23 protein-coding genes are annotated in these 22,539 nt (G+C 51.7%); 11 read left to right on the top strand and 12 right to left on the bottom strand.

Going from position 1 to position 22,539, the window contains the following annotated elements; all coding sequences use genetic code 11:
• Positions 1 to 49 precede the first annotated feature (49 nt).
• From HV334_RS12825 to HV334_RS12815, 3 genes are all read left to right on the top strand, one after another.
• Positions 50 to 772, top strand: coding sequence for a response regulator transcription factor (locus HV334_RS12825; RefSeq protein WP_016153040.1), 723 nt, complete (start codon positions 50 to 52; stop codon positions 770 to 772).
• On the top strand, positions 769 to 2,259 hold the full coding sequence (locus HV334_RS12820; protein ID WP_016156464.1) for an ATP-binding protein: 1,491 nt from the start codon (positions 769 to 771) through the stop codon (positions 2,257 to 2,259). The genes HV334_RS12825 and HV334_RS12820 overlap by 4 nt, the downstream gene beginning before the upstream one ends.
• 152 nt (positions 2,260 to 2,411) lie before the next feature.
• Complete coding sequence (locus HV334_RS12815; protein WP_049281799.1) at positions 2,412 to 3,098, top strand: CPBP family intramembrane glutamic endopeptidase; 687 nt, start codon at positions 2,412 to 2,414, stop codon at positions 3,096 to 3,098.
• A 33-nt stretch (positions 3,099 to 3,131) separates the two neighbouring features.
• Here HV334_RS12815 and HV334_RS12810 read toward each other — a convergent pair whose 3' ends face one another.
• Complete coding sequence (locus tag HV334_RS12810; protein ID WP_047500485.1) at positions 3,132 to 4,385, bottom strand: MFS transporter; 1,254 nt, start codon at positions 4,383 to 4,385, stop codon at positions 3,132 to 3,134.
• A 107-nt stretch (positions 4,386 to 4,492) separates the two neighbouring features.
• Here HV334_RS12810 and HV334_RS12805 point away from each other — a divergent pair, with 107 nt between their 5' ends.
• The 3 genes from HV334_RS12805 to bioD all read left to right on the top strand — a co-directional run bounded on the left by HV334_RS12805 (position 4,493) and on the right by bioD (position 7,561).
• Positions 4,493 to 5,401 (top strand): LysR family transcriptional regulator, encoded by a 909-nt coding sequence (locus HV334_RS12805; RefSeq protein WP_141875172.1) that lies wholly within the window; start codon positions 4,493 to 4,495, stop codon positions 5,399 to 5,401.
• A gap of 118 nt (positions 5,402 to 5,519) precedes the next feature.
• Positions 5,520 to 6,740 (top strand): sugar metabolism global transcriptional regulator Mlc, encoded by a 1,221-nt coding sequence (gene mlc, locus HV334_RS12800; RefSeq protein WP_016153045.1) that lies wholly within the window; start codon positions 5,520 to 5,522, stop codon positions 6,738 to 6,740.
• A gap of 125 nt (positions 6,741 to 6,865) precedes the next feature.
• Positions 6,866 to 7,561, top strand: a complete 696-nt coding sequence (bioD, locus tag HV334_RS12795; RefSeq protein ID WP_016153046.1) for a dethiobiotin synthase — start codon at positions 6,866 to 6,868, stop codon at positions 7,559 to 7,561.
• Here the strand turns inward: bioD and clcB are convergent.
• From clcB to HV334_RS12765, 6 genes are all read right to left on the bottom strand, one after another.
• Positions 7,517 to 8,806, bottom strand: a complete 1,290-nt coding sequence (gene clcB, locus HV334_RS12790; protein ID WP_181220451.1) for a voltage-gated ClC-type chloride channel ClcB — start codon at positions 8,804 to 8,806, stop codon at positions 7,517 to 7,519. The two genes, bioD and clcB, sit on opposite strands and share 45 nt — an antisense overlap.
• A 119-nt stretch (positions 8,807 to 8,925) precedes the next feature.
• Positions 8,926 to 9,540, bottom strand: a complete 615-nt coding sequence (gene dmsD, locus HV334_RS12785; protein ID WP_181220450.1) for a Tat proofreading chaperone DmsD — start codon at positions 9,538 to 9,540, stop codon at positions 8,926 to 8,928.
• A gap of 42 nt (positions 9,541 to 9,582) precedes the next feature.
• Positions 9,583 to 10,437 carry a dimethyl sulfoxide reductase anchor subunit family protein gene (locus HV334_RS12780; protein WP_049281796.1) on the bottom strand — a complete coding sequence of 285 codons (855 nt, stop codon included), beginning with the start codon at positions 10,435 to 10,437 and terminating at the stop codon, positions 9,583 to 9,585.
• 1 nt (position 10,438) lies between these two features.
• Positions 10,439 to 11,056 carry a DMSO/selenate family reductase complex B subunit gene (locus tag HV334_RS12775; RefSeq protein WP_049281795.1) on the bottom strand — a complete coding sequence of 206 codons (618 nt, stop codon included), beginning with the start codon at positions 11,054 to 11,056 and terminating at the stop codon, positions 10,439 to 10,441.
• Between the two features lie 10 nt (positions 11,057 to 11,066).
• The gene (ynfE, locus tag HV334_RS12770) at positions 11,067 to 13,511 is read right to left on the bottom strand and encodes a selenate/tellurate reductase subunit YnfE (RefSeq protein ID WP_181220449.1); all 2,445 of its coding nucleotides are present in this window, start codon (positions 13,509 to 13,511) and stop codon (positions 11,067 to 11,069) included.
• 141 nt (positions 13,512 to 13,652) lie between these two features.
• On the bottom strand, positions 13,653 to 13,961 hold the full coding sequence (locus HV334_RS12765; protein WP_103766286.1) for a DUF1161 domain-containing protein: 309 nt from the start codon (positions 13,959 to 13,961) through the stop codon (positions 13,653 to 13,655).
• Positions 13,962 to 14,063: 102 nt separating this feature from the next.
• Between HV334_RS12765 and HV334_RS12760 the strand changes: the two genes are divergently transcribed.
• Positions 14,064 to 14,774 carry a YnfC family lipoprotein gene (locus HV334_RS12760; protein WP_181220448.1) on the top strand — a complete coding sequence of 237 codons (711 nt, stop codon included), beginning with the start codon at positions 14,064 to 14,066 and terminating at the stop codon, positions 14,772 to 14,774.
• A 7-nt stretch (positions 14,775 to 14,781) separates the two neighbouring features.
• On the opposite strand, the gene speG is transcribed toward HV334_RS12760, so the two are convergent.
• Positions 14,782 to 15,342 carry a spermidine N1-acetyltransferase gene (speG, locus tag HV334_RS12755; protein ID WP_006684613.1) on the bottom strand — a complete coding sequence of 187 codons (561 nt, stop codon included), beginning with the start codon at positions 15,340 to 15,342 and terminating at the stop codon, positions 14,782 to 14,784.
• Positions 15,343 to 15,377: 35 nt separating this feature from the next.
• Entirely contained in the window at positions 15,378 to 15,719 is a 342-nt protein-coding gene (locus HV334_RS12750; protein ID WP_181220447.1) for a DUF1283 family protein, read from the bottom strand.
• Between the two features lie 153 nt (positions 15,720 to 15,872).
• Here HV334_RS12750 and HV334_RS12745 point away from each other — a divergent pair, with 153 nt between their 5' ends.
• From HV334_RS12745 to HV334_RS12730, 4 genes are all read left to right on the top strand, one after another.
• Entirely contained in the window at positions 15,873 to 16,199 is a 327-nt protein-coding gene (locus HV334_RS12745; RefSeq protein ID WP_016153055.1) for a YnfA family protein, read from the top strand.
• Between the two features lie 107 nt (positions 16,200 to 16,306).
• Entirely contained in the window at positions 16,307 to 17,521 is a 1,215-nt protein-coding gene (gene rspA, locus HV334_RS12740; protein ID WP_181220446.1) for a starvation-sensing protein RspA, read from the top strand.
• Positions 17,522 to 17,581: 60 nt separating this feature from the next.
• Positions 17,582 to 18,916 (top strand): MFS transporter, encoded by a 1,335-nt coding sequence (locus tag HV334_RS12735; RefSeq protein WP_049041486.1) that lies wholly within the window; start codon positions 17,582 to 17,584, stop codon positions 18,914 to 18,916.
• 159 nt (positions 18,917 to 19,075) lie between these two features.
• Complete coding sequence (locus HV334_RS12730; protein ID WP_016156476.1) at positions 19,076 to 20,542, top strand: mannitol dehydrogenase family protein; 1,467 nt, start codon at positions 19,076 to 19,078, stop codon at positions 20,540 to 20,542.
• A gap of 74 nt (positions 20,543 to 20,616) precedes the next feature.
• Here HV334_RS12730 and ydfZ read toward each other — a convergent pair whose 3' ends face one another.
• The 3 genes from ydfZ to ydfG form a co-directional block, all read right to left on the bottom strand.
• Positions 20,617 to 20,820, bottom strand: a complete 204-nt coding sequence (gene ydfZ, locus HV334_RS12725) for a putative selenium delivery protein YdfZ (RefSeq protein ID WP_003032393.1) — start codon at positions 20,818 to 20,820, stop codon at positions 20,617 to 20,619.
• Between the two features lie 188 nt (positions 20,821 to 21,008).
• Positions 21,009 to 21,695, bottom strand: a complete 687-nt coding sequence (locus HV334_RS12720) for a GntR family transcriptional regulator (RefSeq protein WP_181220445.1) — start codon at positions 21,693 to 21,695, stop codon at positions 21,009 to 21,011.
• Between the two features lie 86 nt (positions 21,696 to 21,781).
• Positions 21,782 to 22,528 carry a bifunctional NADP-dependent 3-hydroxy acid dehydrogenase/3-hydroxypropionate dehydrogenase YdfG gene (gene ydfG, locus HV334_RS12715; RefSeq protein ID WP_016153061.1) on the bottom strand — a complete coding sequence of 249 codons (747 nt, stop codon included), beginning with the start codon at positions 22,526 to 22,528 and terminating at the stop codon, positions 21,782 to 21,784.
• Positions 22,529 to 22,539 lie beyond the last annotated feature (11 nt).

Here is a 22,539-nt window from a genome sequence, read left to right as displayed (position 1 = left end):
CCCCTTGCCTGAGGTAAGCTTTCAGCATGACGAGAGGGGGATGACACTGATGGCAGGCGCGAAAAAGATATTTTTGGTGGAAGATGACAGCGATATTGCCTCACTTTTGCAACTTAGCCTGAAGGATGAGGGGTACGAAATTATTCATGAGGCTGATGGGGCACGAGCGGTCGAGCTACTGGAGAAGCACGTCTGGGATGCCGTTATCCTCGATTTAATGCTGCCGGGCGTGGACGGTCTGGAAATTTGTCGTCGCATTCGGCAAATGAGTTTCTATCTACCTGTCATTATTATCAGCGCTCGCACCAGTGAAACTCACCGCGTACTGGGGCTGGAAATGGGCGCCGATGATTATTTAGCCAAACCTTTCTCGGTGCTGGAATTGATGGCCCGGGTGAAGGCGTTGTTTCGCCGTCAAGAGGCGATGAGTCAGAACCTGCGTATGGAGGCGGGGATTATCACCGTCCATGGTGTGGAGATTGATCCATTAGCCCGGGAAGTCCGCCTGCAGGGTAAATCCCTCGATTTAACGCCGCGTGAATTCGATCTGCTCTATTTTTTCGCCCGCCATCCCGGGGAGGTCTTTTCGCGTCAGGCGTTGTTAGACCAGGTGTGGGGCTACCAGCACGAAGGATATGAGCATACGGTGAACAGTCATATCAATCGCCTGCGCACCAAAATTGAAAAAGATGCTGCGGAGCCGGAAATTATTCTTACCGTGTGGGGACGAGGCTATAAGCTTGCTGCGGTTAACGCGGAGCATCAACCATGATTTATCGATTGTCGCTGAGCCAGCGTCTGACCCTGGTCTTTACCGCTATTATGTTGATTTGCGCGGTTGCGGTCAGCGTTGTCCAGATCCGCAGCAGTAAACAGTATGGCGACGCCATGGTGCAAAGGCTCTCGCTGGAATTGGCAAGCAAAATTGTCAAAAGTGAGTCGCTTATTGATGCCAGCGGGCAGGTTAATCGGCAGACCTTAAAAGGACTGTTTAATCACCTGATGACGCTCAACCCTAGCGTGGAGCTGTATCTGGTTTCACCATCAGGCGAGATACTTGCTGATGCCGCTCCGCCTGGGCATATTCAGCGCCAGAACATTAGCGTACAGCCGATCCAGGTTTTCCTTAATTCGGACGAGCTGCCCGTTTATGGCAATGATCCGCGCAGCAGCCAGCAAAAGGTATTCAGCGCCGCGCCAGTTTTATTTAACGGCAAGCTGCATGGCTATTTGTACATTATTCTCCAGGGCGAAGATCTCAATATGCTGGCGAATACCGCCTGGCAAAAAACGCTTTGGAACACCGTGACCGGGACGTTAATACTGGTTTTATTAGCCGGTGCAATCGCGGGGTACCTGGTGTGGAGATGGGTGACGAATCCGGTGAAAAGGCTGACCGGTCAGGTGGTTAATCTGGAGCAGGACAGCATTAGCGTCATCAAACAGCTAGCGCAGAAAAAGCCCGATTTAGCTCCGGCGAATGAAATTGCGTTGCTGAACAATGCATTTATTGAGTTAGCACAGAAAATTGCCCACCAATGGGATTTATTAGCTGACAGCGATCGTCAGCGCAGAGAGTTTATCGCCAATATTTCGCACGATTTACGTACGCCGCTCACTTCACTGCTGGGGTATCTGGAAATGCTGTCGCTGAAAGCCGATACGATGACGCCGGAGGAAAACCGGCATTATCTTAGTATTGCACTGCGCCAGGGGCATAAGGTTCGCCATCTGTCACAACAGCTTTTTGAGCTGGCGAGACTTGAGCATGGCGGCATAAAACCACAGCGTGAACGTTTTGCTATTGGCGAGCTGATCCAGGATGTGGCGCAGAAATTTGATCTACCCGTTGCCACGCGTCATTTGCAGTTGCACCTTGACGTAATTGGTCCGTTACCGCTGGTGAATGCCGATTTATCGATGATGGAAAGAATCGTCACGAATTTGCTGGATAACGCTATCCGTCATACGCCTGACGGGGGCGAAGTGTGGCTAAAAGTCTGGCGTGATGAAGACCGCTTGTTAGCAGAAGTGCAGGACAGCGGGCCTGGCGTCGAAGAGGCTGTTCGCGAAGTATTATTTCAGCGCCCGACGGCGTTACTACCCCGTGAGCAGCGGGCTGAGCGTGGTGGTCTGGGCTTACTGATCGTGCGCAGAATGCTCGAACTGCATGGGGGAGATATCCGCCTGATTAATTCAACGGCAGGGGCCTGTTTCCGTTTTTCGTTGCCGCTGGCGGATTCTCCACTGAGTAGCTGATGAGAATGTTCCGCTGAAAAGAGTCTATAACGCTATACACGTTGTAAACCGTGGGCATTGCGTAAAAGTTGGTAGGTTGTCAGTGATAATGAGAATTTTTATCATATATTGATAATTCATCAAGTTATCTTTGATAAGCGCAAGGAGATCGTATGTCACAGGATGCCGACAACCTGTATATCGTCAGGACCAAAGCGGTTGCTGGCTGTTTTACCATGTTTTTGCTGATGTTTGGCCTCACGTTTATTCCGTTGTTTTTCCCCGCCAGCCAGGTTCTGCTTGCCAAAGGGCTACTTTTTCCGCTGCTGTTTGCGCTGGAATTTGTTGTGCTGGTCCCGCTGTATTACTTCTTCTTCAGAAAAAGAGAGGGGCTGGGAAAGGGAATTTTCAACGCCAGGTGGTTTGCCATTTTGTTCGTGGCGCTGCTGTTTATTCAGCTTATCCTGCCATGGTTTCTGGGCCTCAGACAAACCGAAGCGTGGGTGACCAGCCAGATATCCCTAAACAGCTACGCGCTGTGGTTATCTACTCTGACCCTGATATTTATTGCGCCAGTGTATGAAGAGATTGTTTTCAGGGGCTGTTTATTCAACGCATTCCAGTATTGGTTCAATAATAAAACCTGGCTGTCGTCGGTGGTGGTATCGGTCATTTTTGCCATCATGCATACGCAGTATGTGGATCTGCGCACGTTGCTGATGCTGTTTCTTGTGTCGCAGGTTTTGATCATCGCCAGACTGAAAAGCAACGGCCTGCTGATGCCGGTTATGCTGCATATAGCGATGAACGGGACGGTTATTGCCCTGCAAATGGGGGCTCAGACGTTACAGCATGGTTGATGAAGGCGATGCCCGGAACCCGGGCAACGTGGATTATACGTGCAGACGATGGTGCAGACGTGCACCGACCAGCAACGCCAGCACCAGCATCAGGGCGATAAATCCGCCCACGCCGTTCCAGCCGTAGCTGTGCCAGAATACGCCACCCAGCGTACCGGCAATACTGGAACCCAGATAATAGCTGAACAGATACAGGGAAGATGCCTGGCCTTTAGCGCGTTTTGCCCGTGGTCCAATCCAACTGCTTGCCACGGAGTGCGCGGCAAAGAACCCGGCTGAAAAGAGCAGCATCCCGGCGAAGATCAGCCACAGCGACGTGAACAGGGTCATCAACAGTCCAATCAGCATCACGCCGGTTGAAAAGAGCATTACCGGACCACGTCCATAGCGGGTGGTCATCGACCCCGCTTTCGGTGAGCTCCAGGTCCCGGTCAGATAGGCTACGGACAACAGACCGACAACCGCCTGGCTGAGTTCCCACGGCGAGAGCATCAGACGGTAGCCGATGTAATTAAACAGCGTGACAAACGACCCCATCAGTAAAAAACCTTCCGCAAACAGCAGCGGCAAGCCTCTGTCGCGCCAGTGCAAACGAAAGTTGATAAACAGCGTTTTCGGTCGCAGCGATGTGGGTCTGAAATGACGAGATTCCGGCAAGATTTTCCAGAACATCAGCGCGGAGGCGAGGGCAAAACAACCGATCGCCGCCAGCGCGATACGCCAGTTAAAAAAGTCGGTAAACACGCCGCTTATCAAACGGCCACTCATACCACCAATCGAGTTACCGCTGATATATAAGCCCATTGAGAAGGCGACGAAGCTGGGATGTATTTCCTCGCTCAGATAGGTCATTCCCACTGCCGCCACGCCGCTGAGCGAAAGACCTATCAGCGCACGCATGATTAAAATACCGTGCCAGCTGGTCATCATCGTCGAAAGCAACGTACAACAGGACGCGAGCAGCAGGGCGGTAACCATCACCGGCTTGCGGCCTATCGCATCGGAAAGTGGACCGGTAAACAGTAAACCGATCGCGAGCATCGCCGTTGAGATGGAAAGCGAAATACTGCTGCTGGCGGGAGAGACCCCAAACTCGTGCGAGAGCACTGGCAGTATGGGTTGCACGCAATAGAGGAGAGCAAATGTCGCCAGTCCGGCCGAAAACAGCGCCAGCGTGACGCGCATAAATGGGGATGTTCCGCGTTTGATAAAACTATCCGGCGGGGTAACTCTCTGTTCATCAACATCGCTTGTCGGCGCGGTATCGACAGTGGTTGTACGGCTCACTTGAAATCCTTGCTCAATCAATTACCTCTACATGACTAGCTTTAAGAGTATGAAAATTGCATTATTCTGTCTAATATATTAATAATCTCAAATGATATATTAAAAATATGAATATCGAGCTGCGTCATTTACGTTACTTTGTAGCGGTTGCCGAAGAATTGCATTTTGGCCGGGCGGCGGCACGGCTGAATATTTCGCAACCGCCGCTGAGCCAGCAAATCCAGATCCTCGAGCAGCAGGTCGGCGCCCGACTTCTGGCGCGCACTAACCGCAGCGTGGCGCTGACCTCTGCCGGAAAGCAGTTTCTGGCAGACAGTCGGCAGATCCTGGGGCTGGTTAATGAGGCCGCTGCCAGGGCTGAGCGTCTGCATCTGGGAGAAGCGGGGGAATTGCGTATCGGCTTTACGTCATCGGCACCGTTTATCAAAGCGGTTTCAGATACGTTATCCCTCTTTCGCCAGAGCTACCCCGCTGTACATATGCAAACCCGTGAAATGAACACGCGCGAGCAAATTGCCCCGCTCAATGAAGGAACGCTGGATTTGGGACTTCTGCGCAACACGCAGCTTCCGGAAACGCTGGAGCGTGAAATCATTCTGCATGAGCCGCTGATGGCGATGATCCCGCGCGCGCATCCGTTGGCGCAAAAGCCCGTGGTCACATTGGCGGAGTTGGCCAATGAGCCATTTGTCTTTTTTGATCCGCATGTGGGGACGGGGTTGTATGACGATATTCTTGGCCTCATGCATCGCTATGGACTGAAGCCGACTATCACTCAGGAGGTTGGTGAGGCGATGACTATCATCGGGCTGGTGGCCGCAGGATTAGGCGTTTCCATTCTTCCCGCTTCCTTTAAACGGGTGCAATTGTATGAAATGTGTTGGATCCCGATAGCGGAAGAAGATGCCGTTTCGGAAATGTGGCTAGTGTGGCCAAAACATCATGAGCAAAGTCACGCCGCGCAACGCTTTCGCGAGCAACTGCTGGCGGCCGTTCAGGCGATTAATTTAGTTTAAAAATGGGCGAAAATGTGCAGTAAATCACAAGGCTAAGTAAAAAGTTGACGGAAGCCATTGAAGTGCTTCACCATAGCCCGCAGATTATTTCGGAGCGCGAAAATAAAGGGAGTAAGTGGTGGTTGCTGATAGTCAGCCTGGGCATATCGATCAAATTAAGCAGACCAATGCGGGCGCGGTTTATCGCCTGATTGATCAGCTGGGTCCGGTATCGCGTATTGATCTCTCTCGCCTGGCACAATTGGCGCCTGCCAGTATTACTAAAATTGTCCGCGAAATGCTCGAAGCGCACCTGGTGCAAGAGTTGGAAATCAAGGAAGCGGGCAGCCGTGGACGTCCGGCCGTTGGGCTGGTTGTGGAAACGGAAGCCTGGCACTATTTATCCATTCGTATCAGTCGCGGCGAGATCTTTCTGGCGCTGCGCGATCTGAGCAGCAAACTGGTGGTTGAAGATTGTCTTGAAATGGCGCTGGTCAGTGAAACACCATTGCTGGAACGCGTTATTACCCAGGTCGATCAGTTTTTCATCCGCCACCAGCAAAAGCTGGAGCGCTTAACCTCCATCGCCATTACCTTACCCGGCATTATTGATACTGAAAACGGTATCGTTCATCGCATGCCATTCTACGACGATGTCAAAGAGATGCCGCTGGGTGAAGCGCTTGAAAATCATACCGGCGTGCCGGTCTATATTCAGCATGATATCAGCGCCTGGACTATGGCCGAGGCGCTTTTTGGCGCATCGCGCGGCGCGCGCGACGTCATTCAGGTAGTGATCGATCATAACGTGGGGGCAGGGGTAATCACCGACGGTCATCTACTGCATGCCGGCAGCAGTAGCCTGGTGGAAATTGGTCATACCCAGGTGGACCCCTACGGCAAACGCTGCTATTGCGGCAACCATGGTTGCCTGGAAACGATCGCCAGCGTCGACAGCGTGCTCGAACTGGCACAGGTACGCTTGAAGCAGTCAATGAGTTCTTCTCTACACGGGCAACCGTTAACGGTAGACGCGCTGTGTCTGGCGGCGATGCAGGGGGATTTATTGGCGAAAGATATCATTAGCGGCGTCGGGACCCATGTCGGACGCATTCTGGCCATCATGGTGAATTTGTTCAACCCGCAAAAGATATTGATTGGTTCTCCGCTCAGTAAAGCGGCGGATATTTTGTTTCCCACTATTGCTGACAGCATTCGTCAACAAGCGCTCCCGGCCTACAGTCAGCATATTGTCGTCGAAAGTACGCAGTTCACCAATCAAGGGACGATGGCAGGGGCGGCGCTCGTGAAGGACGCGATGTATAACGGTTCTTTGTTGATTCGTCTATTACAGGGTTAACATTTTTTAACTGTTGTACGAAAAATTGCGCTATCTCAAGCCGATTCTTGTCGTCATACCTTAGACTTTCTCCACTGTATTATTTTCCTGACTTATATTTTCAAAGCATAACGGTGGAGTTAGTGATGCTGAAGCGTTTCTTTATTACAGGTACAGACACTTCTGTTGGGAAGACCGTGGTTTCCCGCGCATTACTACAAGCGTTAGCGTCAGGGGGTAAAAGCGTTGCGGGCTACAAACCCGTGGCTAAAGGAAGCAAAGAGACACCTGAAGGTCTGCGCAACAAAGATGCGCTGGTGCTGCAAAGCGTGTCTACTATCGAACTGCCCTACGAGGCGGTCAACCCGATTGCGTTGAGTGAGGATGAAAGCAGCGTAGCGCATAGTGGTCCGGTCAATTACACCCTGTTATCCAACGGCCTCGCAAGCCTCAGCGAAAAAGTGGATCACGTTGTCGTGGAAGGCACCGGAGGCTGGCGGAGCCTGATGAACGATCTGCGTCCGTTATCTGAATGGGTGGTGCAGGAACAACTGCCGGTGCTAATGGTAGTGGGTATCCAGGAAGGCTGTATTAATCATGCCATCCTCACCGCGCAGGCGATTGCCAGCGACGGACTGCCTTTGATTGGCTGGGTTGCGAACCGAATCAACCCGGGGCTGGCACATTATGCGGAAATCATTGATGTGCTGGGCAAAAAATTACCCGCACCGCTGATCGGTGAACTGCCTTATCTGCCTCGCGCAGAGCAACGCGAGCTGTCTCAGTACATCCGTCTGTCAATGCTCGGCAGCGTGTTGTCGGTAGATAGAGTCCTGGCGTAACGTTCGCGACAGTACAGACGCCACCACACAGGCAATCAGCAATCCGGGGAGCAGACGATACTCCCCGGTCATTTCACAAACCATCAGTGTCGACATTATTGGCGCATGCGTGGTAGCTGCCAGCAGCGTGGCCATCCCCGTTAATCCCAGCAGAATGGCAATCTCATCCGGACCCGGAAGCCATAATCCCCACACTCGTCCCAGCAGCATACCCACCGAAAGACCGACAAACAGCGTTGGCGTAAACACACCGCCAGGCGCACCGGAACCACTGCTGGCAAGCACCGCCAGTAATTTGCAGATGAAGATCCCGCTCACCACGGCCAGCAGCGGTGGGGAGAGTAAATATGACTGCACCACGCTGTAGCCGTTACCCCAGACCGCAGGCGTGAGCAATGACAGCAGGCCAACGATCAGCCCGCCGAGCGCCAGTTGCCACGGGGGCGAGAGTTTTAAGCGCAAAAACCCATTATGGCTGGCGGTCATCAACCACATGAATAGCGGTCCGCAAACGCCGGCAGCCAGACCGGTGCTGATGATCATGACGTATTCCAGCGCATGCAGTTCCCGTGTGAAGTGCACGGCATACAGCAGCGCATTGCTGGCGCTCAGCATATTGGTGGTGAGCAAGGCGACGACGGCGGATACCACCACCGGTCCCAGTGACGCGAGGATCAGCGTGCCAAACAACACTTCAGCAATAAATAGACTGCCCGCCAGTGGGGCATGATACGCTCCGGCCATACCCGCAGCGGCTCCGCAGGCAATCCATAACTTCCATTCTGTGCGCGGGGTGAAGCGTTGAGCAAAGCTGGAGGCTGCCAGCGCTGCCAGTAAAATCATGGCACCTTCGCGCCCGATGGCACTCCCGCTGGAGACGACCAGTAACGAGGCCAGCGATTTCACCAGGCTTGCACTGACGTCAAATTGTCCGTTAGTTTGCAAGGCTTCCATGTAATCAGTGGGAGCCTGCGGGCCTAACCGGTTGAACGTTTGCCATCCCCAAAGCAGCAAACCCGCCGCCAGCCCTCCTAACGCAGGTGTCAGCATGCGTCTTACAGGGGAAAGGTTTGTTGCCGCGTTGACCAGACTCCCTGTGTCATTGCTCAGGAACAACCATTCAAGAAGGAGCATGGCGTGGCGAAATCCTGCGACGGCCAACGCAGCAAGGATACCAATCAGCGCAGCAATCAGCAGGCGGCGGAACATGGCGCGCAGGTCAGGATAAGCATGTAAATGATGCATGAGTGGCCAGACAGGAAATTTCAGACGCTTTATTTTGCGGCTATTTGGCAACAGAAGCAAAAGCTCAGCGTGCGCAACAGGATGCTACACAGGCAGGACACATCCTGCCTGTGATGAAACTAACGGAAAAGTGGCTTATCGGCTATCGGGATCAGTAACTGCGACTGCCATTGCGCCAGCGTCAGACGGGCCAGCTCCCCCAGCGCCTGGTAAAACGGATGATCAGCTTTTTCGATAAACACATCAAGGAAGCGGGATGACCACGGGAACAGATGCCAGGCCAGCAGCTGTTCGCACTCGGTGTGGCGTTCATTTTCAGCAAGCCAGGCCGTCAGCAACAGCAGTGCACCAAAGTGATCTTCTGGCTCATTTTGCTGCATGGCAAACTGGATGCCGTTGTCCCGCATCCACTGACGGAGTGCCAGCGTAGAGTCGCCAAACAACACGTTTTCACGATCCAGCCAGACGGATCCCCAGGGCGGAGAGGGTAGCGCATATGGACCGACAAACAGGCGTTGCCAGGCCTGCGGGAGAGGCTCATCGACCTCGGCTTGTAGGCGTGCTGCCAGCGGGAAAAGCATTGCCTGATCGAGCGGCCACTGCGCCTGCCAGCCATCGGCTCTTAACGCGCTGACTAATGCAGAGGCTTCCGCGCTATCTGGCGCATAGTAAAACAGTGCGCCGAGAACGCGCGCCGCGGTAGAAAAGTTGTCACCTTGCGAAAAATGGGTCATGCAAACAATCCTGAACAGTGCGGGTTGCCCCGCACCCGAAAGTTAACCTGCAACAGCCATTCCGACTGTCATATGTAAACCGTAAAACAATCCGCGGCCAATGATTTCACCGGCGAGGACTAACACTAAGCCCAGCGCCAGGCCGCCGACGGACGGTGCTTTACGACGTATCAGCGGGCATATCCAGCAGCCCAGACCGGCGGCCAGCAGAATGATGCGCCAGACCTGCAAGCTTCCGTAGTCGGGAACCAGCGCGCTGGCGGATTGCACCGAACTGTGGATCCCGCCGAGCGACAGTCCCTGCAGAACAATAACCGCCACGATCACCAGTAGGGCCAAAACGCTTATGTAGGCGAATCTGGCGGTGCCAGAGGAAACACCCGCAGCACGCAGCAGCAGGGCGGCAAACAGCGGTCCGCTCAGCAACATCGTCATAAAAAATGCCACCGTAGTGTAGCCGTTATACCAGGTCGGGACAGTGTCTATCTGGTAGACGCTGGTCATCGCCAGCACAAATACCAGACCCAGCAGCATGCCCACCAGCAGCCAGATTTTACCTAACGCTGCGGGCATTTTACCGAGAAACGCCACCAGCCACCACAGGCCACCGACGGCGAAAAACAGTGAACCACTGGCGATTTCGTTACTCAGCGCAGATGCGCCAACTCTGTTCAGCGAGTTAAAGGCACGCAGTGGCGAACCCAGGTGCATTACCGAGGCGAGAAAGGCGATGCCCATCACCAGCCACAGAAAAAACATGCTGCGCACGATACGTTGTTTTGCCACCTCGTCTTTAGCGGTCAGCCAGCCATAGCCACTCACTATCAGCGCCCCGGCCACGCACTGGCCCAGCACCGTAAACAGGACCAGCGGCCATTCATGCCATCCATTGCCCATGTTACACCTCCTGCGGATTCGCCAGATAACCCGTGATATCCCCGGTCGGGCGGCTATTGGCGTTGGGTTTGATCACAATGCTCGGTTTGGTGAAGTGCGCACCTGGCAGCGGAGCGACCGCCGCCAGTTCACCGTGCTTTTTGCGCAGCTCATCAATTGGACCAAAGTCCAGCGCGCGCAGCGGACAGGACTCGACGCAGATGGGTTTTTTGCCGTCGGCCACGCGGTCATGACAGCCATCGCACTTGGTCATATGACCTTTGGCGGCATTGTACTGCGGTGCGCCGTACGGGCAGGCCATGTGGCAGTAGCGACAGCCTATGCATATGTCTTCATCCACCACCACAAAACCATCTTCACGCTTATGCATAGCGCCGCTGGGGCAAACCTTGGTGCAGGCCGGATCTTCGCAGTGATTACAGGCAATGGAGAGGTAGTAGGCGAAGACATTCTGTTGCCAGACGCCGTTATCTTCCAGCCAGTCGCCTCCAGCGTATTCGTAAATACGCCGGAAACTGACGTCGGGAGTGAGATCCTTGTAATCTTTGCAGGCCAGCTCGCAGGTTTTACACCCCGTGCAACGGCTGGAATCAATAAAAAATCCATACTGAGTTGTCATGGGTTAGTCCTTATGCCTTCTCGATCTCGACCAGGTTAGTATGCTGTGGGTTGCCTTTTGCCAGCGGAGACGGGCGCTGAGTTGTCAGCGTATTGACGCAGGCGCCATGGTCAATCTTATCGCCAGCCATATCGGCATCGTGCCATGCACCCTGGCCCATTGCGCTTACTCCGGGCAAAATTCGTGGCGTTACTTTTGCCGGGATACGCAGTTCACCGCGATCGTTAAAGACTCGCACCATATCGCCATTTGCAATCCCCCGTTTTTGGGCATCGATGGGATTGATCCATACTTCCTGACGACAGGATGCCTGGAGAACATCGATATTGCCGTAGCTGGAGTGGGTGCGGGATTTGTAGTGGAAACCAAACATCTGCAGCGGGAATGAACTGCGTTTCGGGTCATCCCACCCTTCAAACGTGGATGCATAAACGGGAAGCGGACTGATTACCTCGTCCTTTTGCAGTTCCCATGTACTGGCAATTTTCGCCAGTCGGCTGGAGTAAATTTCAATCTTGCCAGACGGTGTTTTGAGCGGGTTGGCCTGTGGATCCTCGCGGAATTTTCTATAGGCGACAAAGTGTCCGTTAGGATCTTTGCGTTTATAGATCCCCATTTTTTTCAGCTCGTCATAAGTCGGGAGCGCGGGGTCTTTAGCCAGCATTTTTGCATACAGATACTGAAGCCACTGCTCCTGGGTACGGCCTTCAGTAAACCGTTGATAGACATCATCGCCAAGACGTTTTGCGACTTCACTCATTATCCAGTAGATCGGTTTGCGCTCGAACTTAGGCGACGTCGCGGGTTGAATAAAAATGAGGTAACCCATGTTGCCTGCATAATCGTTAGGAATGATGTCTTCCTGTTCGACGGTCATTAAATCAGGCAACAGAATATCGGCATATTTGGCCGAAGAGGTCATGAAGTTTTCGATGACCACAATCATTTCGCATTTCGTGTCGTCCTGAAGGATCTCATGCGTTTTATTGATATCTGAGTGCTGATTGGTGATGGTGTTGCCCGCGTAGTTCCAGATAAATTTAATCGGCACGTCGAGCTTATCTTTCCCACGTACGCCATCGCGGGTAGCGGTCATTTCCGGGCCCCGGACGATTGCGTCGGTCCAGCTAAAGCAGGATATCTGGGTCTTAATGGGATTTTCTGGCAGCGGCATACGCTCAATCGTGATGGTGTAGGTTGATTCTCGTGCACCGCTATTGCCGCCGTTGATGCCAACGTTGCCAGTCAGGATTGGCAGCATCGCGATTGCGCGTGAGGTCAGCTCGCCGTTAGCCTGGCGTTGCGGACCCCAGCCCTGACAAATATATGCGGGTTTTGTACTGCCGATTTCCCGAGCCAGTTTGATAATGCGCTCGGCTGGGATCCCGGTAACATGTGAGGCCCACTGGGGAGTTTTAGCGATACCGTCATCACCGTTGCCCAAAATATAGGCTTTGTAGTGCCCATTAGCGGGTGCGTCGGCGGGCAGGGTTTTCTCGTCGTAACCGATGCAGTATGTATCCAGAAACGTCTGGTCAACGAGATCTTCGTGAATCAGGACCCAGGCGATTCCGGCTACTAATGCGGCATCGGTGCCTGGACGAATAGGGATCCATTCATCTTCACGACCCGCTGCGGTATCGGTATAACGCGGGTCGATGACGATCATCCGGGCATTAGAGCGCTCCCTGGCCTGTTCCAGGAAGTAAGTGATTCCACCTCCGCTCATACGCGTTTCGGCGGGATTATTGCCGAACATCACCACCAGCTTCGTGTTTTCGATATCGGAGGTGCTGTTGCCTTCGTTTGAACCGTAGGTATAAGGCATTGCCGCCGCGATTTGTGCGGTACTGTAGGTGCCGTAATGACTCAGGAATCCGCCATAGCAGTTCATCAGGCGAGCGACCAGCGAGGCATAAGGGGAGGAGCGAGTAATGTTGCCGCCTACAATGCCAGAGGTGTAGTTGATATACACGGCCTCGTTACCGTATTTGTGCACGGTATTTTTCAAACTGGCACTGATGGTATCCAGTGCTTCCTGCCAGGTTATACGCTCAAATTTACCTTCACCGCGTTTGCCCACGCGCTTCATGGGGTAATTCAGGCGATCCGGATGATTGATCCGTCGACGGATTGAGCGCCCACGCAAACAGGCGCGAACCTGGTGTTGACCATAAATATCGTCCCCGGTCGTATCGGACTCCACCCAAAGGACTTCATTATCTTTGACGTGGAGTTGCAGGGCACAACGGCTGCCGCAGTTTACGGAACAAGCGCCCCAAACCACTTTTTCTTCAACGGGTTGTATCGCCTGCTGTACCGCTGCGGCGGCAGTGCGCATTCCGAAAGGTAACGACAGCCCACCCGCGGCAAGCGCCAGCGAACCGATTGCCGAGGATTTCACTAACGTCCTGCGGCTAATGCCTCCATATTGCTCAGTTTTGACATTACTCACCCCATTATAGTTATCGCTATATATTAATTTCTATAACGAAATTAATAGCATGCTAATAATGGTTTGAGTTTACCCACTTATGGGTATGTCATCTTAATGCATATCAAACTGGAGTGACCCTCCGCGCACGGAGGGCGTGATTTATTGCGGTTCGGCGGCGTGCCCGTCCTGGGCAGGGGTGCTATTGGCTGGGGCATTGCCACTGTTGGTTCGGGTATAGAGAATTTTGTGCGTATCGTTTGCACAATGTCCCACGACCAGTGAATCAGGCTGATCGGCCTGATCGTTGGGGACAATGTTCAGCGTAAAGCTGGATTCAGCAACGCCATTATTAATGATGCGCTGTTCGATATCACTTTTCACGCGTTCACATGACGCCGGTGCCGCCAAAACCTGCGGGGACGCGACGGCCAGTAAGAGCGCGGCAATTCCTGTTATGTATTTCATCATCAGCTCCTTTATGATCGACCTGGACTAAGATTAGCATTTCTGGTGTAAATAACTGTATTTGCTAATATGATTGAGAATTATCTTCTTATCCCGGTGAAAAATGTGAAGAAAAAGATCTTATTAGGTTTCCTGTGCGTCATGCTGGTCGGGTGTGATAACGCCAAAGGCCTGGATTCCTTTACGCCGGAAATGGCCAGTTTTTCCAATGAATTTGATTTCGATCCGCTTCGCGGGCCAGTAAAAGATTTCAGCCAGACGCTGCTTAATGACAAAGGTGTAGTCACCAAGCGCGTTGTCGGTACGCTCTCACAGGAAGGGTGCTTCGATACGCTTGAATTGCATGATATCGAAAGCAATACCGGCATGGCGCTGGTCCTGGATGCTAACTATTACCGGGACGCCAAAACGCTGGAAAAACGGATCCGCTTACAGGGTAAATGTCAGTTAGCAGAACTGCCTGCGGCGGGCGTGGTATGGGATACCGACGATAACGGTTTTGTCGTTTCCGCCACGGGAAAAGAGATGAAGGTGCAATATCGCTATGATGCGGAAGGCTACCCGCTGGGTAAAACCACCGTCAATAAGGACAATACCTTGCAGGTTGATGCCAAACCGTCGGTTGACCCGTTAAAGAAGCTGGATTACACCGCGGTAAGTCTGCTCAATAACCATCCGTTAGGTAATGTAAAACAAACGTGCAAGTATGATGACTATGCTAATCCGGTCAACTGCCAGCTTGTTATCGTTGACGAGAGCGTGAAGCCGGCAGTTGAACACCATTACTCGATTGAAAACACCATCGATTACTATTAGTCAGTCTTTATTGAGCGGTAGGTTGCAGCAGGTTGGGACCTGACGTTTTATGTTCTGCCAGATACTGCTGCTGGAAGATACACATGCGGATAGTGTTGCGGTATTGACCGTTGATAAAGAATTCATGAATCAGCTCGCCTTCGACCATAAACCCGAGTTTACGGTAGATGTGGATGGCTTTTTCGTTCTCTTTATCAACGATCAGATACAGCTTATATAAGTTAAGTACGGTAAAGCCGTAATCCATCGCCAGCTTAGCAGCCCGGGAAGCCAAACCTTTGCCCTGATACTCCGGCGAAATAATGATCTGGAATTCTGCCCGGCGGTGCACATGGTTAATTTCAACCAGCTCCACCAGTCCGGCTTTTTCACCGTCGCATTCCACAACAAAGCGACGTTCACTTTGGTCGTGGATATGCTTGTCATACAGATCTGACAGCTCAACAAATGCTTCGTAAGGTTCTTCAAACCAGTAACGCATTACGCTGGCGTTGTTATCAAGCTGATGGACAAATCGTAAATCTTCACGCTCCAGCGGGCGCAGCTTAACACTGAGGGCGCTAGTCATATCGTATCCTTTCAATATCTTTCAAAGTGCAATCATTATGGGGCAACGGTGCGGCCAGTGCGGCGGTCGAGGCAGCGCAAGGTGTTGTGCTCCCAGTACGCATTAATATTAGCGCTCTGTTCGCATTTATCACGGCTATCGAAAGCTGCGTCGGTTTTGTCCCACTCTTTCTCTGCACGCTTGTTGACCTTCTGGCGTAACTGACGCGTATCGTTCCATTGTTCCTTTTCCATTGCTGCCTGTTGACGACTTTGCGCACTGTCCCCGGATTCAATGATCAGTTTACTGGTTTCAGCAAATGCGGAAGAGGTGTACACAGCCGCAGCCAGCGTCAGCATAGCCGTCAGGCACAGGCGTTTGGTCAGTGTAATATTCATGGCGAATTCCTTTTATGGGAAAGGGGAAAAACAATAAAACAGGGTTAAATTCTACACTATTCCGGCTTGCGGGCATACCCACTCAGCGGAGATGGATACGCTAACGACATTCTGTCGTATCATGGTTAAACCGAAGGTAACTGAATAACATCAATGCTTAAGACCACATTCCTTTTTTTCATCACCGCGTTATGCGAAATCATTGGCTGCTTTTTACCCTGGCTCTGGCTTAAGCGAGGGGCTACGGCCTGGCTGCTGATACCCGCCGGGATGTCACTGGCCTTATTCGTCTGGTTACTGACGCTGCATCCGGCAGCAAGCGGGCGTGTGTACGCGGCCTATGGTGGAGTTTACGTGGTGACAGCGTTGCTTTGGCTACGTATTGTTGACGGCGTAAAACTTAGCCTGTACGACTGGTCAGGCGCGCTGGTGGCATTGTGCGGCATGCTGATTATTGTGGCGGGATGGGGGCGCGCATAGCGCCTTTTTTGTGATCAATCAGCGTTTTTTTGATCTTCATACTTGTATGGTAGTAGCTCAGTTGGGTAAATTTCCTGCATCACAAGAACAAATGCAAGGAATAAGAGATGAAGATTGTTGGGGCTGAAGTGTTTGTCACCTGTCCGGGGCGTAATTTTGTCACGTTGAAAATTACGACAGACGATGGGATCACTGGGCTGGGAGATGCGACGTTAAACGGACGCGAGTTATCCGTAGCGTCCTATCTGAAAGATCATGTTTGTCCGCAGCTGATTGGTCGCGATGCGCACCGAATTGAGGACATCTGGCAGTTTTTCTACAAAGGCGCGTACTGGCGTCGTGGTCCGGTCACCATGTCGGCGATTTCCGCGGTGGATATGGCATTGTGGGACATCAAAGCGAAAGCGGCGAATATGCCGTTGTACCAGCTGCTCGGCGGCGCATCTCGTGAAGGCGTTATGGTTTACTGTCACACCACAGGCCATACCGTTGATGACGTACTCGAAGATTATGCGCGCCATAAAGAGATGGGCTTTAAAGCAATTCGCGTGCAGTGCGGCGTGCCGGGTATGAAAACCACTTACGGTATGTCTAAAGGCAAAGGACTGGCCTACGAACCCGCTACCAAAGGGCAGTGGCCAGAAGAGCAGTTATGGTCAACGGAGAAGTACCTCGATTTCACACCAACACTGTTTGAAGCCGTGCGCGACAAGTTTGGTTTCAACGAACATCTTCTGCACGATATGCACCACCGTCTGACGCCAATTGAAGCGGCCCGTTTCGGCAAAAGCATCGAGCAATACCGTCTGTTCTGGATGGAAGACCCAACCCCGGCTGAAAACCAGGAATGCTTCCGCCTGATCCGCCAGCATACGGTCACGCCGATTGCGGTAGGGGAAGTTTTCAACAGCATCTGGGACTGCAAACAGCTTATCGAAGAGCAATTGATCGACTATATCCGCACCACCATCACCCATGCGGGCGGTATCACTGGCATGCGTCGAATTGCCGATTTTGCGTCGCTGTATCAGGTACGTACCGGTTCGCATGGACCTTCCGATCTGTCCCCAGTATGCATGGCCGCTGCGTTGCACTTTGATCTGTGGGTGCCGAACTTCGGCGTACAGGAATATATGGGGTATTCCGAGCAAATGTTGGAAGTGTTCCCGCATAACTGGACCTTTGATAACGGCTATATGCATCCTGGAGACAAACCAGGTCTTGGGATCGAGTTTGATGAAAAGCAGGCGGCGAAATATCCGTATGACCCTGCATATCTGCCTGTTGCTCGTCTGGAAGATGGCACGTTGTGGAACTGGTAAATATAAATTTTACGTACGAAAGATGTTGATTAACTCAATACCCTACAGAAGGTAAAACTTATGGTTAGTTCAGTCGATATTAAAAATAACGTAGATAATAAACCCATTATTCGCAGAGTGGCTTCAGCCTCCGCAATTGGTACTGCTGCCGAATACTATGACTTCTTTGCATATGGGACAGCAGCCGTACTCTTTTTTGGTCATTTATTTTTCCCAAGTGACGATCCGTTAATTAGTACGCTGGCTGCTTTTGCAACCTATGCCGTTGGTTTCCTGGCTAGACCATTAGGAGGAATTGTCTTTGGGCATATTGGCGATAAGGTCGGGCGCAAAAAAGCACTGGTTATTACTATATTAATCGTTGGCTTAGGGACATTCTGTATTGGGTTGTTACCTACATATGAAAAAATAGGTGTATGGGCTCCAGCTTTACTTATATTTATTCGTGTATTACAGGGCTTTGGTGTTGGAGGAGAACAAGCCGGTGCAGTATTGATGACTGCTGAATATTCTGAGCCCAAACATCGTGGATTTTTTTCGAGTTGGGTTCAAATCGGTGCCCCAGTTGGTTTTCTTCTGCCGTTAGCACTCTTTGCGTTGTTAAATGCCACTCTTTCTCCAGAGGCAATGATGGATTACGGGTGGCGTATACCGTTCTTGTTAAGTCTGTTGCTGGTTATTGTTGGGTTATTTATCCGCTTAAAAATTGACGAATCACCAGTCTTTGCTCAGATTAGGGAGACAAAAGCAGAAGAATCACGCCCATTAGTTGAAGTTATCCGTGATTTTCCGGGAATTGTCGTTAAGGGAGTATGTGCGAAGCTGATTGAGGCTTGCACATTTGCAATGTTTACAGTGATTGTCCTTGCATACGGTAAGGCAAACAATCTCGATGCAAATATCTTGATGGAGACAATGATTGTTGCGGTGATTATAGAAATAATTGCAATACCGATGATGGGCTCGCTATGCGACAAAATTGGGCGTAAACCAGTTTATATTATCGGCGCATTGCTCCAGGTCGTTATGATTATTCCTTTCTTCCTTGCAATCAATCAGGATAGCTTTTGGCTTACGCAAATAGTAATGATCCTAGTACTGAGCGTTGGGCATAGTATGTGTTATGCACCTCAGGCATCTTATTTCCCAGAGCTTTTCCCGACTCATATTCGCTGTAGCGGAATAGCATTAATTTGGCAGTTGGGATCGCTAATTGGTAGTGGGATTCTTGGTTTAGTAGCAGTAAAAATTCTGCAAGTAACTGGTGGACATTATTATGGACTCGCAACCTATGTGATTGTACTTGGCGTCATCTCAGTTATTGGTTTGCTGATGATGCCGGAAACTGCACCGCAAAGGCTTAAACGTGAATACCAGCAGTGGCAGAAACATTAATATCCTTTGGCGGCAATATGCCGCCAAATTTACCTTTTATGGTACACAGCTTTAAGTGATGTCATACCAATCATTAAAAGCTTAATGCAAATCAAAACATACAACCATATAGGCGTTACTCTGAATCAATCCTGATTTCATTGATAAGTAGGTCATACCATGCAAAACAAGCTCTTAACGGCAAAGGCTGCACTTCCCGACTACGATCGTACAAAACTGGTCCCGCGTATTGTTCATCTGGGGTTTGGCGCATTTCACCGCGCACATCAGGGGGTTTACGCTGACATTCTCGCTGCAGATCACGGCAGTGACTGGGGCTATTGCGAAGTGAACCTGATTGGCGGCGAGCAGCAGATTGCCGATCTGAAACAGCAAGATAACCTGTATACCGTTGCAGAAATGTCTGCGGATGCATGGACTGCAAGAGTCGTGGGCGTGGTGAAAAATGCGCTGCATGCGCAGGTTGATGGTCTGGAAAGCGTACTGGCTGCGATGAGTGAACCGCAGGTTGCGATTGTTTCCCTGACCATTACCGAGAAAGGGTATTGCCATTCTCCGGCGACCGGTCAATTGATGTTAGACAACCCGATGATTGCCGCCGATCTACAAAATCCAAAACAGCCAAAAACTGCGCCAGGCGTTGTGGTTGAGGCGCTTGCACGCCGCAAAGCTGCGGGTTTAGCCGCTTTTACCGTGATGTCCTGCGACAACATGCCAGAAAACGGTCATGTGATGCGCAATGTTGTCACCGCGTATGCCCGGGCGGTGGATGCGGAACTGGCTGCGTGGATCGAACAACATGTCACATTCCCGTCGACAATGGTTGACCGCATTGTCCCTGCTGTTACCCAGGATACGCTGGACAAAATTGAACACATTACCGGCGTACGCGACCCGGCAGGCGTAGCATGTGAACCGTTCCGTCAGTGGGTTATTGAAGATAACTTTGTCGCTGGCCGCCCTGAATGGGAGAAGGCGGGAGCGGAGCTGGTTGCTGATGTCATTCCGTTTGAAGAGATGAAACTGCGTATGCTCAACGGCAGCCACTCTTTCCTTGCTTATCTGGGGTATCTGGCGGGATATCAGCACATTAACGATTGCATGGGCGATGAAAATTATCGCCTCGCCGCGCGCGCGCTGATGTTGCAGGAACAAGCGCCCACGTTAAAAGTGAAAGGTGTGGATCTTCCGCACTATGCCGATCTGTTAATTGAGCGCTACAGCAACCCGGCACTGCGTCATCGCACCTGGCAGATCGCGATGGACGGCAGTCAAAAACTGCCGCAGCGTATGCTGGACTCCGTTCGCTGGCACATTGTGCACGGTAGCCATTTTGAACTGCTGGCGCTGGGCGTGGCTGGCTGGATGCGTTACGTCGGCGGTGTGGATGATCAGGGCCAGGCGATTGAAATCAGCGATCCGCTGTTACCGGTGATCCAGAAAGCGGTGCATAGCAGTAACGAGGGCGAAGATCGTGTCCAGGCGCTGCTGGCGATCGATGCTATTTTTGGTCGTGAACTGCCGCAGGTAGAATTGTTCAAGAACCAGGTCACACAAGCCTATCTTGCTTTACTGGCTGAAGGGGCGAAGGCAACCGTTGCGAAGTATGCTGCAAAACTGAAGTAACGAGAACATCATTTAAGTCGCCATCTGGCTATAAACGGGCCAGATGGCGCATTGTTTTCTGGCATTCACACCAATTAGTTCATGCCCAAACGAATCAGCTCGAGGGGGGCATATTTACCTTCACACCCTTCGATTTCCACTGTTTTCCCGCGGCGAATTTGCTCAGCGGTCAGGCCATCGGTATCTATCGCTGTAATGCGGCCTGTAAGTCCGGTGTCGCTAATCATGACGCGGCTGCCAGTGGTGATTGCGTTACGGTTACGATCGTATGTTTTCATGGTGTTTTCTCCTTTCCAACTTACCGTCAAAGCCCGTGGGCTCTAGTCCCACGTAACGGGCGCAATATAAATACGCTTCTCGTTAATGATTTTTTTTGTTTTCGATCAAAATCACAGCTTTTTTTATGCAGATGTGCGGGAGAGGGGAAGGCAGGAGAAACTCACCTCGGTGTGAGGTGAGCGTAATATTAATCTTCGCTGAACCAGTCGCTATTTTCCTGACGGATTACCTGAACGGACTCACCAATTTCCTGGAGATGCAGCATCATTGCGCGCTCAACGGCATCGCCATCATGTTTCTCAAGTGCGGTAAAAATATCGTGATGCTGACGCAGCAGCATTTCAGGCGGAGAGATATGATCCAGGCTCATATAGCGAACGCGGTCAATCGTGGCCTTAATATTCTCAACGGTGTCCCAGGCGAGCTGGCACTCAGCGATTAAAGCCAGTTTCTGATGAAATTCGTCATCAAGCTGGAAGAAATCATTGATTTGTTTTCGATCAATCGCGATGCGCTGCTGATGCAGATTTTGTTCGAGCTGATAGCACTGTTTGTCGGTGATCAGTGATGCGGCGCGGCGGACCACGGCACATTCAATTGCCTGGCGAACAAAACAGCCGTTTTGCACCTGCGACAGCGAAATTTTGTTTACGTAGCTGCCACGCTGCGGGCGGATCTGAATCAGACCGTTCTCTGCCAGTTTGATGAATGCTTCTCGTACCGGCTGGCGTGACACATTAAAGCGTACGGAAACCTCTTTCTCCGACAGCGGCGTACCGGGTGCAATCAGACAGTGCACGATATCACGACGAAGAATACGGTAAATCTGTTGATTTACCGGTTGTGTAGGGTTGAGCTGCGTTTCTACGGTCATTCATTCTTACTTTTTAGAGAGTTAACCCGGAGATCTTATCACTTATTTCAGGCTATCTATACCCGGCGCAAGGCCGGGCAGAGAAATTAGCTCCGATGAATACTCAGTCCGGCAAAAGACTGTGTGACAGGCATCATTTCAAGGGTGTTAATGTTGACATGAGCGGGTAAGGACGCCACCCACCATACCGCTTCTGTAACATCTTGCGGGGTCAGGGCGGTGGTGTTTTCGTAGGCTTTTTCAGCTTTGGCGTCATCGCCTTTGAAACGTACGTTAGAGAATTCCGTACCGCCAACCAGACCCGGTTCAATGTCGGTAACGCGAATCGCAGTGCCGTGTAAGTCAGTACGTAAATTCAGGCTAAACTGGCGAACAAACGCTTTGGTCGCACCGTAGACGTTCCCGCCAGCGTATGGCCAACTTCCCGCGGTAGAACCGATATTGATAATATGACCGCGGTTGCGCTCAACCATGCCTGGCAGAACGGCTCGGGTCATATAAACCAGGCCTTTGTTGTTGGTGTCGATCATATTTTCCCAGTCTTCAACGCTGGCCTTGTGGGCTGGCTCAAGGCCCAGCGCCAGACCCGCGTTGTTGACCAGAACATCAATATCGCGCCATTCAGCGGGTAAGGCGTTCAGCATCTCTTCAATTGATGCACGATTACGTACGTCCAGTTGCGCGGTATAGAGGCGGTCACCCAGCTCATCTTTGAGTTCCTGCAGGCGCTCCTGGCGGCGTCCGGTGGCAATAACTTTATGCCCATTCTCAATAAAACGACGCGTAATGCACTCACCAAAACCTGCGGTTGCTCCGGTTACTAAAACGATCATCTCACTGTTCC

The sequence above is a fragment of the Citrobacter sp. RHBSTW-00944 genome (assembly GCF_013615435.1).
Classification (GTDB): domain Bacteria; phylum Pseudomonadota; class Gammaproteobacteria; order Enterobacterales; family Enterobacteriaceae; genus Citrobacter; species Citrobacter braakii.
Note: the sequence above shows the minus strand (reverse complement) of the source record. Positions and strands in the feature narration are given on the sequence as shown.